The sequence below is a fragment of the Sphingobium sp. JAI105 genome, from assembly GCF_015752145.1.
Lineage (GTDB): Bacteria > Pseudomonadota > Alphaproteobacteria > Sphingomonadales > Sphingomonadaceae > Sphingobium > Sphingobium xenophagum.
In genome coordinates this window covers 742501-756605 of the sequence record NZ_JADOUC010000002.1, presented here as the reverse complement: position 1 = coordinate 756605, position 14105 = coordinate 742501, and the positions used below count along the sequence as shown (strand labels likewise).

The 14105-nt window shown below is 59.8% G+C and carries 11 protein-coding genes, 1 tRNA gene, 2 rRNA genes and 3 pseudogenes (1 of these 17 running past the window's edge); 9 read left to right on the top strand and 8 right to left on the bottom strand.

Annotated features, from left to right (window positions below; genetic code table 11):
• Both paaG and paaZ read left to right on the top strand, forming a co-directional pair.
• On the top strand, positions 1 to 792 hold the full coding sequence (paaG, locus tag IWY39_RS20925) for a 2-(1,2-epoxy-1,2-dihydrophenyl)acetyl-CoA isomerase PaaG (protein WP_107126131.1): 792 nt from the start codon (positions 1 to 3) through the stop codon (positions 790 to 792).
• Positions 793 to 816: 24 nt separating this feature from the next.
• Positions 817 to 2841, top strand: coding sequence for a phenylacetic acid degradation bifunctional protein PaaZ (paaZ, locus tag IWY39_RS20920; RefSeq protein ID WP_107126130.1), 2025 nt, complete (start codon positions 817 to 819; stop codon positions 2839 to 2841).
• A 55-nt stretch (positions 2842 to 2896) separates the two neighbouring features.
• On the opposite strand, the pseudogene IWY39_RS20915 reads toward paaZ, so the two are convergent.
• The 3 genes and pseudogenes from IWY39_RS20915 to istA all read right to left on the bottom strand — a co-directional run.
• A pseudogene (locus IWY39_RS20915) lies at positions 2897 to 3337 on the bottom strand (integrase); the annotation flags it as partial.
• A 90-nt stretch (positions 3338 to 3427) separates the two neighbouring features.
• The gene (gene istB / locus IWY39_RS20910) at positions 3428 to 4177 is read right to left on the bottom strand and encodes an IS21-like element helper ATPase IstB (RefSeq protein WP_231377638.1); all 750 of its coding nucleotides are present in this window, start codon (positions 4175 to 4177) and stop codon (positions 3428 to 3430) included.
• Positions 4178 to 4219: 42 nt separating this feature from the next.
• Positions 4220 to 5773, bottom strand: a complete 1554-nt coding sequence (istA, locus tag IWY39_RS20905) for an IS21 family transposase (RefSeq protein ID WP_107126060.1) — start codon at positions 5771 to 5773, stop codon at positions 4220 to 4222.
• A gap of 414 nt (positions 5774 to 6187) precedes the next feature.
• Here istA and tnpA point away from each other — a divergent pair, with 414 nt between their 5' ends.
• Positions 6188 to 6580 carry an IS66-like element accessory protein TnpA gene (tnpA, locus tag IWY39_RS20900; RefSeq protein WP_107126048.1) on the top strand — a complete coding sequence of 131 codons (393 nt, stop codon included), beginning with the start codon at positions 6188 to 6190 and terminating at the stop codon, positions 6578 to 6580.
• Positions 6577 to 6933, top strand: coding sequence for an IS66 family insertion sequence element accessory protein TnpB (gene tnpB / locus IWY39_RS20895; RefSeq protein WP_409994392.1), 357 nt, complete (start codon positions 6577 to 6579; stop codon positions 6931 to 6933). Before tnpA ends, tnpB begins: the two co-directional genes overlap by 4 nt.
• A 37-nt stretch (positions 6934 to 6970) precedes the next feature.
• On the opposite strand, the gene IWY39_RS20890 is transcribed toward tnpB, so the two are convergent.
• Positions 6971 to 7156: a hypothetical protein gene (locus IWY39_RS20890; protein WP_107126049.1), complete on the bottom strand. Its 186-nt coding sequence runs from the start codon at positions 7154 to 7156 to the stop codon at positions 6971 to 6973.
• Positions 7157 to 7275: 119 nt separating this feature from the next.
• Between IWY39_RS20890 and IWY39_RS20885 the strand changes: the two genes are divergently transcribed.
• The 5 genes and pseudogenes from IWY39_RS20885 (at position 7276) to IWY39_RS20865 (ending at position 11851) form a co-directional block, all read left to right on the top strand.
• Positions 7276 to 8447 (top strand): IS3 family transposase gene (locus IWY39_RS20885; protein WP_107124077.1). Its coding sequence is split into 2 segments (ribosomal slippage): positions 7276 to 7540 and positions 7540 to 8447, totalling 1173 coding nucleotides; the frame shifts between segments, so codons are not numbered across the junction.
• 146 nt (positions 8448 to 8593) lie between these two features.
• On the top strand, positions 8594 to 9565 hold the full coding sequence (locus tag IWY39_RS20880; protein WP_145169986.1) for a tyrosine-type recombinase/integrase: 972 nt from the start codon (positions 8594 to 8596) through the stop codon (positions 9563 to 9565).
• The gene (locus tag IWY39_RS20875) at positions 9562 to 10578 is read left to right on the top strand and encodes a tyrosine-type recombinase/integrase (protein WP_145169984.1); all 1017 of its coding nucleotides are present in this window, start codon (positions 9562 to 9564) and stop codon (positions 10576 to 10578) included. The genes IWY39_RS20880 and IWY39_RS20875 overlap by 4 nt, the downstream gene beginning before the upstream one ends.
• A gap of 125 nt (positions 10579 to 10703) precedes the next feature.
• Positions 10704 to 11261: pseudogene (locus tag IWY39_RS20870) on the top strand (IS66 family transposase); the annotation flags it as partial.
• Positions 11258 to 11851, top strand: a complete 594-nt coding sequence (locus IWY39_RS20865) for a plasmid pRiA4b ORF-3 family protein (RefSeq protein ID WP_229380777.1) — start codon at positions 11258 to 11260, stop codon at positions 11849 to 11851. The pseudogene IWY39_RS20870 and the gene IWY39_RS20865, both read left to right, overlap by 4 nt.
• Positions 11852 to 11901: 50 nt before the next feature.
• Here the strand turns inward: IWY39_RS20865 and IWY39_RS24195 are convergent.
• The 4 genes and pseudogenes from IWY39_RS24195 to IWY39_RS20850 all read right to left on the bottom strand — a co-directional run.
• Positions 11902 to 12063: pseudogene (locus tag IWY39_RS24195) on the bottom strand (integrase); the annotation flags it as partial.
• 352 nt (positions 12064 to 12415) lie between these two features.
• Positions 12416 to 12492 (bottom strand) — tRNA-Met (locus IWY39_RS20860).
• A gap of 89 nt (positions 12493 to 12581) precedes the next feature.
• Positions 12582 to 12696 (bottom strand): 5S ribosomal RNA (gene rrf / locus IWY39_RS20855).
• 157 nt (positions 12697 to 12853) lie between these two features.
• A 23S ribosomal RNA gene (locus tag IWY39_RS20850) occupies positions 12854 to 14105 on the bottom strand; it runs 1546 nt beyond the window's last position.

Here is a 14105-nt window from a genome sequence, read left to right as displayed (position 1 = left end):
TTGGCCTTCGATAACATTTTGGTGGATCACCACGGCGGAGTAGCGCGGATAACGCTCCACAGGCCGGATCGGTTAAACAGCTTCACGGTGGCGATGCATGGTGAACTTGCGAGTGCACTTGATGCGGCAGCGCAAGACCCCTCCGTCCGCGCTATACTGTTGACTGGAAGCGGTCGCGGATTTTGCGCTGGGCAGGATCTTGGAGATCGCGCTGTTGCCCCCGGGGACGCACCAGTTGATCTCGGCGAGTCCGTTGAGAGATATTACGCTCCGCTCATTCGGCGCCTCACGTCCCTCCCCAAACCCGTTGTTTGCGCAGTAAACGGCGTTGCCGCCGGAGCCGGTGCGAATATTGCGTTGGCTTGCGACATTGTCATCGCGGCCCGCTCCGCCAAGTTTATCCAATCTTTCGCCAATATCGGCCTCATTCCTGACTCAGGGGGAACATGGATACTCCCCCGCCTCGTCGGGCAGGCCCGTGCGCTTGGACTCGCGCTCACTGGCCAACCCATACAGGCAGACCAAGCTGCCGAGTGGGGCCTCATCTGGAAAGTCGTGGATGACGCCGAGCTGGCTGGGGAAGCCGAAGCGCTTGCCTCTCGTTTCGCCCAAGGACCAACCCTCGGTTATGCTGAAACAAAGCGGCTTGTTCGCGGATCTTGGGCGCATACGCTGGAAGAAGAGCTTGATCTTGAAAGGGACGCCATGCGCGCTCTGGGCGCGAGTGAAGATTACAAGGAAGGCGTCGAGGCCTTTATAGCCAAGCGGACACCGCAGTTCACTGGCCGATGAGCCCCTTTGTTTAGGACATAGACTATGACCACCCTTTTAAAAAATTACGCTAGCGACGTTTGGGTCGCAACCACCGGAACACCCGTTCCGCTTCATTCTGCAATCACAGGCGAGGTCGTCGCTCAACTCGGCACAGAGGGGCTCGATTTCCGTGCGATGCTGGATCACGCCCGCAACGTTGGCGGACCTGCACTTCGGGCAAAGACGTTTCATGAGCGAGCGTTCATGGTGAAGGCTCTCGCTCAAGCCATCATGGATCGCAAAGAAGAACTATACGCGCTGAACTGGGCGACCGGTGCCACGAGGCAAGACGGCTGGGTCGATATTGAAGGAGGCGCTGGCACGCTATTTACAACCTCGTCTAAAGCGCGACGTGAACTACCCGATGATGTCATCATTGCGGATGGGGACATGGAGCCGATTGGGAAACGCGGAACGTTCGTCGGACAGCACGTGTACACCTCGCTTCAAGGCGCTGCCATCCATATCAATGCCTTTAATTTCCCGATCTGGGGAATGCTTGAGAAACTCGGACCGACGCTGATTTCGGGGATGCCGGCTATCATCAAACCCGCGTCTCCCGGCGCATTTCTTGCAGAAGCAGCCGTACGCATCATGATTGAGGCGGACGTTCTCCCCCGCGGTGCACTTCAGCTCATCGTCGGTACGCCGGGAGATCTTCTTGATCATTTGACCTGTCAGGACGTCGTGTCCTTCACAGGTTCCGCAACCACCGCGATGAAACTTCAGGCACACCCTATAATCGCTCGCGAAGGTGTCCGTTTCATTGCCGAACGTGATTCCCTTAACGCATCCGTACTTGGGCCGGATGCTACCCCCGATAGCCCTGAATTCGACCTCTTCGTCAAGGAAGTGGCTCGCGAGATGACGGTCAAGGCCGGGCAAAAATGCACAGCGATCCGTCGCGCCTTCGTGCCTTCCCCGCTGATTGACGCGGTACAATCAGCCCTCGTGGCCCGCTTGGAAAAGATTGTCGTAGGCGACCCCCAAGCTGAGGGCGTGACTATGGGCGCGTTGGCGACCAAGGCGCAAGCCCAAGACGTTCGTAATCGCGCGCGCGAACTCGCCGAAGATGCAAAACTGGTCTATGGCAGTATCGACAATGTCGATCTCATCGGAGCAACGAACAGCGACACGTTCGTATCTCCATTGCTATTCAGATCCGATGATCCATGGGGCGCCAAGAACGTCCACGATGTGGAGGCATTCGGCCCGGTATCGACGATCATGCCTTACAATGGACTTGGAGACGCTATCGCGCTGGCCAATCGTGGCAAGGGATCGCTCGTCACCTCATTTTTCTGCCACGATCCTGAACTGACACGCCGCTTCATCCTCGGCACGGGATCCTTTCATGGTCGTATCGTAGTGATCGATCGAGACAGCGCCCGAGAATCTACCGGACATGGGTCACCGCTTCCGATGCTTATTCATGGGGGCCCCGGCCGTGCCGGCGGTGGCGAAGAGATGGGTGGCGTCCGCGGCATAAAACACTACATGCAGCGATCCGCTATCCAGGGTAGCCCACGTCAGATCGCGGCGACGATCGGTAGATGGGTGCCAGGCGCGCCACAGCCTGAAGGGGAGACGCACCCTTTCCGGCTAAACATGAGTGAACTCCCAATTGGGTACACTCTCCGAACGGCCGCACGCACCATCACGCTCAACGATATTGAACAATTCGCAGAGTTCACGGGTGACAAGTTTTACGCGCACATGGACGAGGAGGCAGCGGCGCGGAGCCCGATCTTCGGCGGGCGGGTGGCACATGGCTACTTAATTCTGTCGTTTGCCGCCGGGCTTTTTGTTGACCCTGCAGAAGGACCCGTCCTCGCGAACACCGGCTTGGACCGCCTACGCTTTACCAAGCCGGTCAAGCCAGGCGACTCGATCTGCGTGATTTTGACGGTGAAGGCAAAAACCCTGCGAACGGAAGATCAAGGCGAAGTCCGATGGGCTGCTGCCGTCATGGATCAGAACGATGAGCTGGTCGCGACCTATGACTTGCTAACGATGAACGCCAGATAATATTACCACGCCGGTTGCGCTGGTCAGCGCAACCGGCTTTATCCGTTCTCGCCCCCTAACCGAGTTTCGTCATGAGCCGGCCCGCTGCACCTTGCTCAGCGGCCAGATTACGATTGTAGGCCAGCAGCATTCGCCGGCTCCTCCAGCGCAGCGCGTCCAAGATGCCGGCGAAGCCCTCGCCGCTGGCAAACAGGTCCTGGTTGAGCCCGATCCGTGTCGAGTGCGTGCTGATACCCTTCAGCAGCCGAGCCATATCCTCCGCTGTCAAATCGGGCAGCGCACCTTGGTCAAAGACCCGCTGGATGATCGACCAGAAGATCGGCCCGATCGATCCCGGGTGTAGCGCCAAGCTGCCGATGTCATATTCCACGCGAGCCTTCACCGGCGGCCTGGATAGGGTCCAGCGCAGACCCCAGGTTTCCTGGCCCAAGATGGTATCGATCGGCCTGCCCCGAACCGCCGCTCGTGCCTTGTAGCGCCTCACTTGCGTATTTCGCAAAAGTCGGACAGCTGCTTCGCTAAATCCCGGACAAGCGCTTCAGTAAATCCGGGACAGCTGGTGTAGGCAGTGGATGCCTGGTTGCTGTCAGGGTTGAGTGATTTCGATATTTGCTTCCTGGGTCAAGCCATGCGGAGCTTTTTGTCGCCGCATGCTGTCTCCTTTCAGCGTGATGCGATGGGCATTGTGGACGATGCGGTCGAGGATAGCATCGGCGATCGTGGGCTCGCCGATCATTTCGTGCCAGGCCGCCACGGGGAGCTGGGCGGTGATGAGCGTGGATCTGCGGCGATACCGTTCCTCGAAGATTTCGAGCAGATCAAGGCGTTGCTGATCGTTGAGACTATGGGTACCCCAGTCGTCCAGAATGAGCAGCTGAACGCGGGCAAGCTTGTCGACGACGCGTGGGAAGCGACCGTCGAGGCGCGCGAGTGCAAGATCCTCGAACAGGCGCGGCATGCGCAGATATAAGACGGAGTGATCCTGGCGCGCCGCCTGTCGCCCGAACGCACATCCCAGCCACGTTTTTCCCGTGCCGGTTTGGCCGGTGATAATGAGATTCTCATTTGCCTTGAGCCAGGCACCCTGTGCGAGCGAGAGGATATTGCGGCGATCCAGTCCGCGATGCGCCCCGAAGTCGATATTTTCGACACAGGCGTCGACAAAGCGCAGTTTCGCGCTGGCAAGACGATTAGTCAGCCGTCGATCGGCGCGAGTGGCGATCTCGCGGTCCAGCATGAGCCCGAGCCATTCGTCTCGGGTCAGATCGCCAGCGGTGTCTTGCTCGGCAATGTCGCGCCACGCGGCCGCCATGCCCGCTAGCCCCAGGCTATGCATTTGATCAAGGGTAGGATGCGTCAGCACAAGATCGTCCTTTCATTATTGATAATAGGACCCGCCACGGATGTTGTCGTGCGCCGGTGTTGGTTTGAGCGGCCCCGCTGTCGGCTGGATCTTGTCGAGCCCGGCCTTGAGGATGGCGTTGAGGGATGAGTAGGTAACGGCGCCGATCACCAGCGCTCGATCGCAGGCGGCTTCAAGCCGATCGCGCTCGTAGCGCCGGGCCAGCGAGAGGACGCCCATGGCGGAGCGATAGCCCTGCTCGGGATGTGGCTTGTCGATCATCAGCCTTTCCACGAACGTCGCTGTGTTAGGACCGGTTTTCCTGGCGCGCTCGATCAGGCTCGCTGGCGATATATTCGCATAGCGCTGATGCGCCTTGGGCATGTGCTCATTCACGGTAACGTGCCCACGGCGCTGCGATGTCCGCATATGGCTGGCGACCCGCGCATGATCGTAGAAGATCTCGACCACTCGATGCGTCAGGCGGATATCGACCTGCCGGCCGATCAGTCCGTGCGGCACGGAGTAAAAGGTCTTGTCGACCTCGACATGATAATCAGGATGGACCTTGGCGCGTTTCCACTCGGCATATTCGAACACCGACGTAGGTAACGCCGCCAATGCCGTCCGTTCGATCTCGTCAAAGATTGCGCGACGGGATTTGCCGACATGGCGCATGGGCCGATCATTGAGATCAACCAGCAAGTCCGCGATCGCGGCATTGAGATCCGCCAGACTGAAGAAGCGCCGATTGCGCAGCCGCGCCAGGATCCAGCGCTCCACGATCAACACTGCGCCCTCGACCTTTCCTTTGTCGCGCGGCCGCCGGCTCCGGGTAGGCAGGATCGTCGTATCGTAATGCTCGGCCATCGCCGCAAAGGTCGCGCTGAGCGTGGGCTCGAACCATAGCGCTTTGGCAACGCCCGCTTTCAGATTGTCGCACACGATCGCGCGCGGAACGCCGCCAACAAAGGCCAATGCCCGGCACTGCGCGTCGATCCAGTCCGGCAACTGCTGGCTCAAGCTGGCCATTGCGAAGGTGAAGGATGAAGCACCCAGCACCGCTACGAAGATCTGTGCCTGGGTGATGACGCCCGTCACAGGATCGATCAGCGGCACAGTCTGCCCGGCATAATCGGTTTGCAGGACGGCGCCCGCCTCATACCGATTGCGAAAGCTGACATGGGTCCGCCGCTGGAAGGACAGGAACCGATCGCAAAACCAGGTATAGCCATAGCCATTGGGATGGGCAGCCCGATATTCTTGCCACAGCAAAACCAGCGTCACGCCCTTGCGCTTGATCTCCCGCGCAACCACTGGCCAGTCCGGCTCGCCCAGATCCTGAGGAGGGCGGCCGACACGGCGGAACACCAGCCGTTCGATCGCTGCGTCGTCGTCGTAGCCGGCCGGCAACGGCCAGCCTGTCAGCCCAGCCTCGCGCGCCCGCAGTAAATAGGTCGACACCGTCGTCTTGCTAAGCTTCAGCCGCTCTGACACGGCCCGTACCGACAAACCCTGATCGTAGGTCAGCCGGAGGATCGATCGCATGTCCTTCACGTCGGTTCGTCTCGTCTGCTTCCGCCTTGGCATCACCCCTCCCATCGCAACGATGAGGAGCAACAATGCCAGAGCGGCGCATCACAAAACCTAACCTTGATCCTGTCCCAAACCCTGTCCGGGATTTAGCGGAATCACTGTCCCGTATTTACTGAAATGCCTGTCCGCGATTTAGTGAAATAACTGTCCGGAATTTTCCGAAACACGCACCTCACTTGCGCCCGCCGGAATAGTGGCCCTGCTGTGATCCCCGCCGCTCCGGCCCAGGCCGCGATCGCCGCGACCGTCCGCGGTTAGATAGGCGGTCGCCCCCTCCCCGTCCGGATCGCCATTGTGGCGCAAAATCTGCAGCAACCGCGCCTCTGGATCAATGTAAGCGCCGACGGAAGGCGGCCTTGTTGCCGGCATCGGAATAGGAAAGCTCGCGGCCTTTGAGGAGGTGTGAGCATGGACATCGAGCAGTCAAACGAGCCTCGTATGAGCGGTCGCGGTGATGGCGGAGCGCTTGTACGGGTGGAGCGGCGTCGGAACTGGAGCGACGAGGAGAAGCTGGCGATCCTGAAGGAGACGACGGTGCCGGGGGCGATCGTCTCGGCCGTGGCTCGGCGGCACAGCGTTGGAACAGGCCAGCTTTATACCTGGCGCAAGCAGCTGCTTCGCGGGGCGATGGCGGGCTTCGTGCCTGTCGAACTGGCATCGTCTTCTCCGTCGGCCAAAGCTCGGCAGCCAGGGCGGATTGAGGTTCGAGGGCGGTGCGGCCTGACGGTGTTGGTTGATGGCGAGGTCGATCGGGCCGCCCTGAAACAGGTGCTCGATGTCTTGCGGGAGCTGGATCATTGAGCCTGGCTTTCCCGCCTTCGACGAAAATCTATCTGTCGCTGGCGCCGTGCGACATGCGCAAGGGGTTTGATGGGCTGTCGGCGCAGGTGCGCAATATTCTTCAGCTTGATCCCTTCTCGGGGGCGGTTTTCCTGTTCCGCGGGAAAAGGGGCGACAGGTTGAAGGCTCTGGTCTGGGACGGCTCAGGGCTATGCGTGTATGCGAAGCGTCTCGAGCGCGGAAAGTTTGTTTGGCCACGTGCCCATGAGGGTGCGCTGCGGCTGTCGGCAGCCCAGCTTGCGATGTTGCTCGAAGGCATGAACTGGAAGCAGGCGATCGTCCACGACGAGGTCATCACGCCGAGGCTCGCATAGCCAAAAAGATCAGGAAAGCCGCCATTTTATGTAGGATTTACCGTGGGCTTGGGCTATTATCGGTGGCATGCGGTTCGCCCTTGATCGCCTTCCCACAGACCCAGTCCTCCTGCAGAAAATGCTGCTGGAGATGGCCGATGCCATGGAGCAGGAACGGGCCGAACGGAGGGCCGCGGAAGCCACGGTCAAAGCCCAGACCTTGCGGATCGAAAAGCTCGAGCATCGCGTCGCGCGGCTGCTGCGCGTCCAGTTCGGTCGTAGCTCAGAGAAAATGGATATTGATCTGCCCCCTGCTGAGTGGCCCAGAGACTATGATAGTCTGGACCACGAAGGGGAAAATGAATGCCGAGCAAGAAGCACAAGCCGGAAGAGATTATCGGCAAGCTGCGTGAAGTTGAGATTGTGCTGGCGCAGGGGGCCTCGACAGCGGAGGCCTGCCGGCGGATCGCGGTCAGCGAGCAGACCTATTATCGCTGGCGGAAGGAATATGGCGGGCTGAAGACCGACCAGGCGCGGCGGATGAAGGATTTGGAGAAAGAGAACCAGCGTCTTCGCCGGGCGATTTCGGACCTGACGCTGGACAAGTTGATCCTGCAGGAGGCTGCCAAGGGAAACTTCTGAGCCCTGCGCGGCGGCGGCGCTGCATCGATCATTTGCGACAAGAGCTTCCGGTGTCCGAGCGACGGATATGCCGGGTGCTGGGTCAGCATCGATCGACACAGCGCAAGGTGCCGCGCGGGGCGGATGACGAACAGGCACTGACAGAGGATATCATCGCTTTGGCGAAGCAATATGGTCGCTATGGCTACCGCCGGGTGACGGCATTGCTGTGCCATGCGGGATGGACGGTGAACCATAAACGCGTTGAGCGGATCTGGCGGCGTGAGGGGCTGAAGGTTCCGCTGCGCCAGCCAAAGCGCGGACGCCTATGGCTCAACGACGGATCCTGTATCCGCCTGCGGCCCGAATATCCAGGTCATGTATGGGCCTACGACTTCGTCGAAGGGCGCACGCATGACGGGCGCAAGTTCCGCATTTTGACGATCATCGACGAGGCCAGCAGGGAGTGCCTGGCGCTCATCGTCGCGCGGCAGCTCAAGCATGAGGATGTTCTGGCAGCGCTCGCCGACCTGTTCATCTCGCGCGGGCCACCGGCGCATATACGGTCCGATAATGGCAGCGAATTTATCGCGACTGCCGTCCAGAAATGGTTGGGGCAGATCGGCGTGAAGACGCTCTACATCACGCCGGGTTCACCATGGGAGAATGGCTATAACGAAAGCTTCAACGGGTCGCTTCGCGACGAACTGCTCAACGGCGAGATCTTCTACAGCCTTGCCGAGGCCAAAGTGCTGATCGAAGCCTGGCGGCGGCATTACAACACCGTCCGCCCGCATAGCAGCCTGGGCTATCGACCACCGGCCCCGGAAACGGCGACACCGCCATATCCGGCCTCCGGTTCCGCTTCGCTCCACCTCCACCCGGATATGGCGGCGATGAGCTTAATGCACTAACAAACCAATCGGTCCACTCGGTGGGGGCAGATCACGCGGCCCCAGGTGGTATCGGATCTCCTTGGTCACCGGGATCCAGAGTCGGTCTCGGCCTATGTGCGGATCGCCACCGCATCCCTGCGCGAGATCGCATTGCCGGTGCCAACATGACCACCGTCGTCGTCCTGGAAGAGTTGAGGAACGACGCCGCGAGCTTTCTGGCATTCAAGCGCGCCATGGGCCATCCCTATCGACGCGGCGAGTTTGAGATCGAACGCTTCCTTCGCTTCGTCGAAGACCAGTGGGGCGACGATGTCGATATTCCGCTGGCCGAAGCGATTAGCCGCTGGTGTGGCCGCTTGCCCGACCGCAAGGCCGTCACGCTCGGCAATGAGTTCGGGGTCATTCGTCAACTTTGCCTGCATCGCCGTCGTCGCGATCCCACCAGCTATGTGCCCGAGCACGCCTTTGCGCCGGTGAAGGAGTCGACGTTCTTTCCTTATATTTTCAGCCGCGACGAGATCCGCTGCATTCTCGCCGCCGCGTCAGCGCACCAAGGCCGCTTCATATGGGCATCGATGCTGCGAAGGCTGATTCTCGTGCTTTACTGCACCGGCCTCAGGCTCGGCGAGGCGGTGCGTCTGACCATGGATGATGTCGATCTCGACCGTGGGACCTTGCTCATCCGCAACAGCAAACGGCGTACGCGGATCGTCCCCATGCGCGACGATCTTGTCGCAGAGCTTCGCCTCTATGTCGATGATCGATGCCGGTTACTTCACGATCGTGGTCAAGTGGATTCCGAAGCGCTGTTCGTTCGCCTCAACGGCGCGCCACTCCATACCCACGCTGCGTCCGAAGCTATTCGCAAGCTCCTGCGCCGCCTCGATATCAAGCCTGCGCAAGGGCGCGTCGGAGCGCGTCCATATGAGTTTCGGCATGCATTCGCGGTTCACCGCCTGACGGCATGGGCGGAGGAAGGTGCTGACATTCACGCCAAGCTCCCTTGGCTTTCGGCCTATCTCGGGCACCAGAACGTCATTGGGACCGAGGTCTATCTGAAGGCGACGCCGCAACTCCTGGAACTCGCGAGCACGCGCTTCGAACAACATATGCGACACGCCCGGCAGCCACGATGAGTAAGGCCGGACCTCAGATGCTGTTCGCTCTGGTGGAGTCGTTCTTCTCCAACTATCTGCCGCGTCAGCGCGGCGCGAGCCCACATACGACGCGCGCCTATCGCGACACGCTCAAGCTGCTGTTTCAATTCATTGCCCAGCATCGCAGCCGCGAGGTCGCCGCGCTTGTGCTGGAGGATCTCGATGCCGACACCGTCGCTGGGTTCCTCGATCATCTCGAGGGCGGAAGATCGAACTCCACCGCGACGCGCAACTGCCGCCGTGCCGCGCTTCGCAGCTTCTTCAAGCACCTCTTGCGCAACGATCTCGACAATGCCCTCCGTTACACGCAGGTGCTGGCGCTGCCGTCGAAGCGGGCGAGGCAAAAGCCCGCAACTTACCTCGAAGCAACCGACGTGCGGGCCATCATCGCCCATCCCGATCGGCGGACCCGCAGTGGCTGGCGCGACTACACGCTGCTGCTTTTCCTCTATAATTGCGGCGCCAGAGTGAGCGAAGCAACCGGCCTGCTGTGGCAGGACCTTCAACTGACGCCGCCACACCAGGCCCGACTACATGGGAAGGGCCGCAAGGAGCGGTTCGTTCCGCTATGGCGCGAGACGGCCGACGCGTTGCGGCGCCTGCAAAACCTGTCGGGTGCCGCGGGTCAGCAGCATGTTTTTATGAACCGACACGGCCAGCCGCTGACCCGCGATGGAGCGGCGTACATCCTTACCAAGCATGCCTCGCCAGTCGTCCAGGATCGGCCAAGGTTGGCGCGTGACCGCATCACTCCTCACGTTTTCCGCCACAGCTGCGCCGTCGCGCTCCTGCAGTCAGGCACCGACGTGACCGTGATCCGCGATTATCTCGGTCATTCCAGCATCGCGACCACGAACCGGTATATCTTAACGAACCTGAAGATGAAGCGCGATGCGCTACAGAACTTTTGGAAGCACGCTGGCATCGAACCCGCAAAGGCCACGCCTTGGAAGCCAAAGCCGGATCTGCTTTTGTACCTCCGGTCCCTATGATTTTATCACGAGGTCCACGCAGAGCTTTTTCGCCGATCCCGGACATCAGCATCGCGTGGCCCCAGATAAAACCATGCTCTGGATAATGGCTCTTATGTCGATCTCGACATAAGAGCCACGCGCGCCGGAAATTTACCGACATCTTGGACAAGAGCCCGTCACCGATCGCGGCGGAGGCGGTTGTGCGGATCGCCGAGCTCTTCGCCATCGAGCGCGACATCAAGAGCGCGCCACCCGATGAGCGACGACGCATCCGCCAGATCAAGGCGGTGCCGAAGCTGGAGGCGCTGCGCGTCTGGCTCGAAACCCAGAACCGAGGCTTGTCGTCTGACAGCAATCTGGCGCGTGCGTGTCGCTATCCGCTTAACCGCTGGCAGGCCATGATCCGTTACTGCGATGACGGTCGGCTTGAGATCAGCAACAATCTGGTGGAAAATGCCCTGCGCGGTGTCGCGCTCGGGCGCCGGAACTGGATGTTCGTCGGCTCCATGAAGGGGGGAGAGGCGGCCGCGTTATTTTACTCCCTGGCCGGCACATGCCGGCTCAACGGCGTCGAGCCTGAAGCGTGGTTCACAGACGTCATTGAGCGCATCGGCAACCATCCGATCAATCGGATCGATGACTTCCTGCCGTGGAAATGGCAGGCATCAAAGCTGAGCAACGATCTGGAGAAGGCTGCGTGAGCAACGGCACTGTGGTGCGGATGAAGATTGCGCTGGACGATGTCACACCGGCCGTCAGCCGAACGCTGGAGGTGCCGCTCAATATCCGCCTGGACCGCTTGCACACCGTCATCCAGACCGCCTTCTCGTGGACGGACTCTCACCTGTGGGAAATGAGCTTCGGGCAGACTGGCTTTGGCATCCCTGATCCTGAATATGGCTTCGACGGGCCGCTCGATGCCCGTAAGGCCACTCTCGCCCAGGTCCTGGCGGATACGAGGCGCAAGACCTTCCGATATCTCTATGACTTTGGCGACGCCTGGGAGCATAGCGTCAAGATCGAGCGCGTCAGCCCGGCCAGCCCGCACCTGACATATCCACTCATCCTCGACGCAGTAGGCATGCGGCCTCCAGAGGACTGTGGCGGCCCATGGGGTTACGCCGAAAAGCTCGAAGCGCTCGGCGACCCCCAGCATGAGTATCATGAAGAAGCGCTCGATACCCTCGGCGAAGACCATGATCCCAACGCCCAGCCCGATATCCCCCTGATCGAGGCAAGGCTGGAAGCGCTCGCGAAAAAATGGGCGCCGCGAACACGCCGGAAAGCCTGACAGGCCGCGTCAACGCCACCTTCCGTCGGCGCTTACGGATCAATCACCTACTCGATATGCGCAACGGCCACCGCAACGAGTTCGGAGGCGCGCAGCCGGGTGCCATAGGCGGTCGACAGGAGCGCCCGATGGCGTAGCCCCGACAAATCGTCCGGGCAGCTTTCGACCAGCGCGCGAATGTTGAGCCCGCGCGCCTTGTCGTGCTCGACGTCAGAAGCGGAAAAGGCATCAGGGTCGGAGTTCGGCGAGCACAGCTACCAGCACCGTCTGCTCGCGTAGCCGACGTCCTCACGCGCATCGCCGACATCCCGCAGAACTGTCTGCACGAACTGCTTCCCTGGAACTGGCGCGCTACAAACGATCAACGCCAAGCCGCCTGATCCGCGGCCTCCACCGAAGGCCTACTCACCAGACGCGCTTGCGAGCGTCGAGGGCTACATGCTCGACTGGCTGTTGGACCCGGCGCATTTCATATGAATTCGCGCGATACAGAAAGGCCCCGCGAGCCATTGGCTTGCGGGGTTCTGCGTTCATATAGCAATGGTGAAGTTATTATACTGGCATTGGTTGCGGGAGTAGGATTTGAACCTACGACCTTCAGGTTATGAGCCTGACGAGCTACCGGGCTGCTCCATCCCGCGTCACCAAAGGACAAAGGGCGGACCTTTTGGGTCCGCCCTTTGATGAACTGTGAATGGGTTTTTGTGTCCTGATATGCGCGTGCTTCAATGCCTGGCGACGCCCTACTCTTCCAGTGCTTGAGCAATAGTACCATCGGCGCAGACTGGTTTCACGGCCGAGTTCGGGATGGGATCGGGTGGGTCACAGACGCTATGGTCACCAAGCAATGAAGCAGGCGCATATAAGGGGTTATAATCGATACCGTGCACGTGTGTTTGTGAGATTTGTATCTGGCTGGCTTGATAACCGACCATGTCTGTCAGGCATCTGTTGTCCAGAGCTGTCATTGATGGTGGGACTCTGCGGTTCGTGATGAACCGTTTAAGCGCGAATAGGACAATTAGTATCGGTTAGCTTCATGCGTTACCGCACTTCCACATCCGATCTATCAACGTGGTGGTCTTCCACGGTCCTGTGAAATCTTATCTTGAGGGAGGCTTCCCGCTTAGATGCTTTCAGCGGTTATCCCGTCCATACATAGCTACCCTGCTGCGCCACTGGCGTGACGACAGGTACACCAGAGGTATGTTCAACCCGGTCCTCTCGTACTAGGGTCAACTCCTCTCAAATTTCGACGCCCACGGCAGATAGGGACCAAACTGTCTCGCGACGTTCTGAACCCAGCTCACGTACCACTTTAATTGGCGAACAGCCAAACCCTTGGGACCTGCTCCAGCCCCAGGATGTGATGAGCCGACATCGAGGTGCCAAACGATTCCGTCGATATGAGCTCTTGGGAATCATCAGCCTGTTATCCCCGGCGTACCTTTTATCCGTTGAGCGATGGCCCTTCCACGAGGGACCACCGGATCACTATGACCGACTTTCGTCTCTGCTCGACTTGTCAGTCTCGCAGTCAGGCGGGCTTATGCCATTGCACTCTAACAGACGGTTTCCAACCGTCCTGAGCCCACCATCGCGCGCCTCCGTTACTCTTTAGGAGGCGACCGCCCCAGTCAAACTACCCACCACAGAGGGTCCCTGCACCGGATAACGGTGCGAGGTTAGACATCAGAAAACAGCAGGGTGGTATTTCACCTATGGCTCCACTCAGGCTGGCGCCCAAGTTTCAAAGCCTCCCACCTATGCTACACAGCTCTTTCCTAATGCCACTCTGAAGTTGCAGTAAAGGTGCACGGGGTCTTTCCGTCTAACCGCGGGTACTCCGCATCTTCACGGAGAATTCAATTTCGCTGAGCATATCCTGGAGACAGTGGGGAAGTCGTTACGCCATTCGTGCAGGTCGGAACTTACCCGACAAGGAATTTCGCTACCTTAGGACCGTTATAGTTACGGCCGCCGTTTACCTGGGCTTCAATTCAGAGCTTGCACTCCTCCTCTTAACCTTCAGGCACCGGGCAGGCGTCAGGCCCTATACGTCGTCTTGAAGCCGACTTAGCAGAGCCCTGTGTTTTTGCTAAACAGTCGCTACCCCCTGGCCTGTGCCCCCCACAAGTGCTTGCGCATATGTGGGGCCTCCTTCTTCCGAAGGTACGGAGGCAATTTGCCGAGTTCCTTCAGGATACTTCTCTCAAACGCCTTGGTATACTCTACCATTCCACCTGTGTCGGTT

Bases quoted from the DNA above. Each gene is read 5' to 3' on its own strand.
- IWY39_RS20890 (WP_107126049.1), bottom strand. From the start codon at position 7,156: ATGCTCGAGCTTTTCGATCCGCAAGGTCTGGGCTTTGACCGTGGCTTC.
- tnpA (WP_107126048.1), top strand. From the start codon at position 6,188: ATGGACATCGAGCAGTCAAACGAGCCTCGTATGAGCGGTCGCGGTGAT.
- IWY39_RS20880 (WP_145169986.1), top strand. From the start codon at position 8,594: ATGACCACCGTCGTCGTCCTGGAAGAGTTGAGGAACGACGCCGCGAGC.
- istA (WP_107126060.1), bottom strand. From the start codon at position 5,773: ATGCCAAGGCGGAAGCAGACGAGACGAACCGACGTGAAGGACATGCGA.
- paaZ (WP_107126130.1), top strand. From the start codon at position 817: ATGACCACCCTTTTAAAAAATTACGCTAGCGACGTTTGGGTCGCAACC.
- IWY39_RS20875 (WP_145169984.1), top strand. From the start codon at position 9,562: ATGAGTAAGGCCGGACCTCAGATGCTGTTCGCTCTGGTGGAGTCGTTC.
- istB (WP_231377638.1), bottom strand. From the start codon at position 4,177: ATGCATAGCCTGGGGCTAGCGGGCATGGCGGCCGCGTGGCGCGACATT.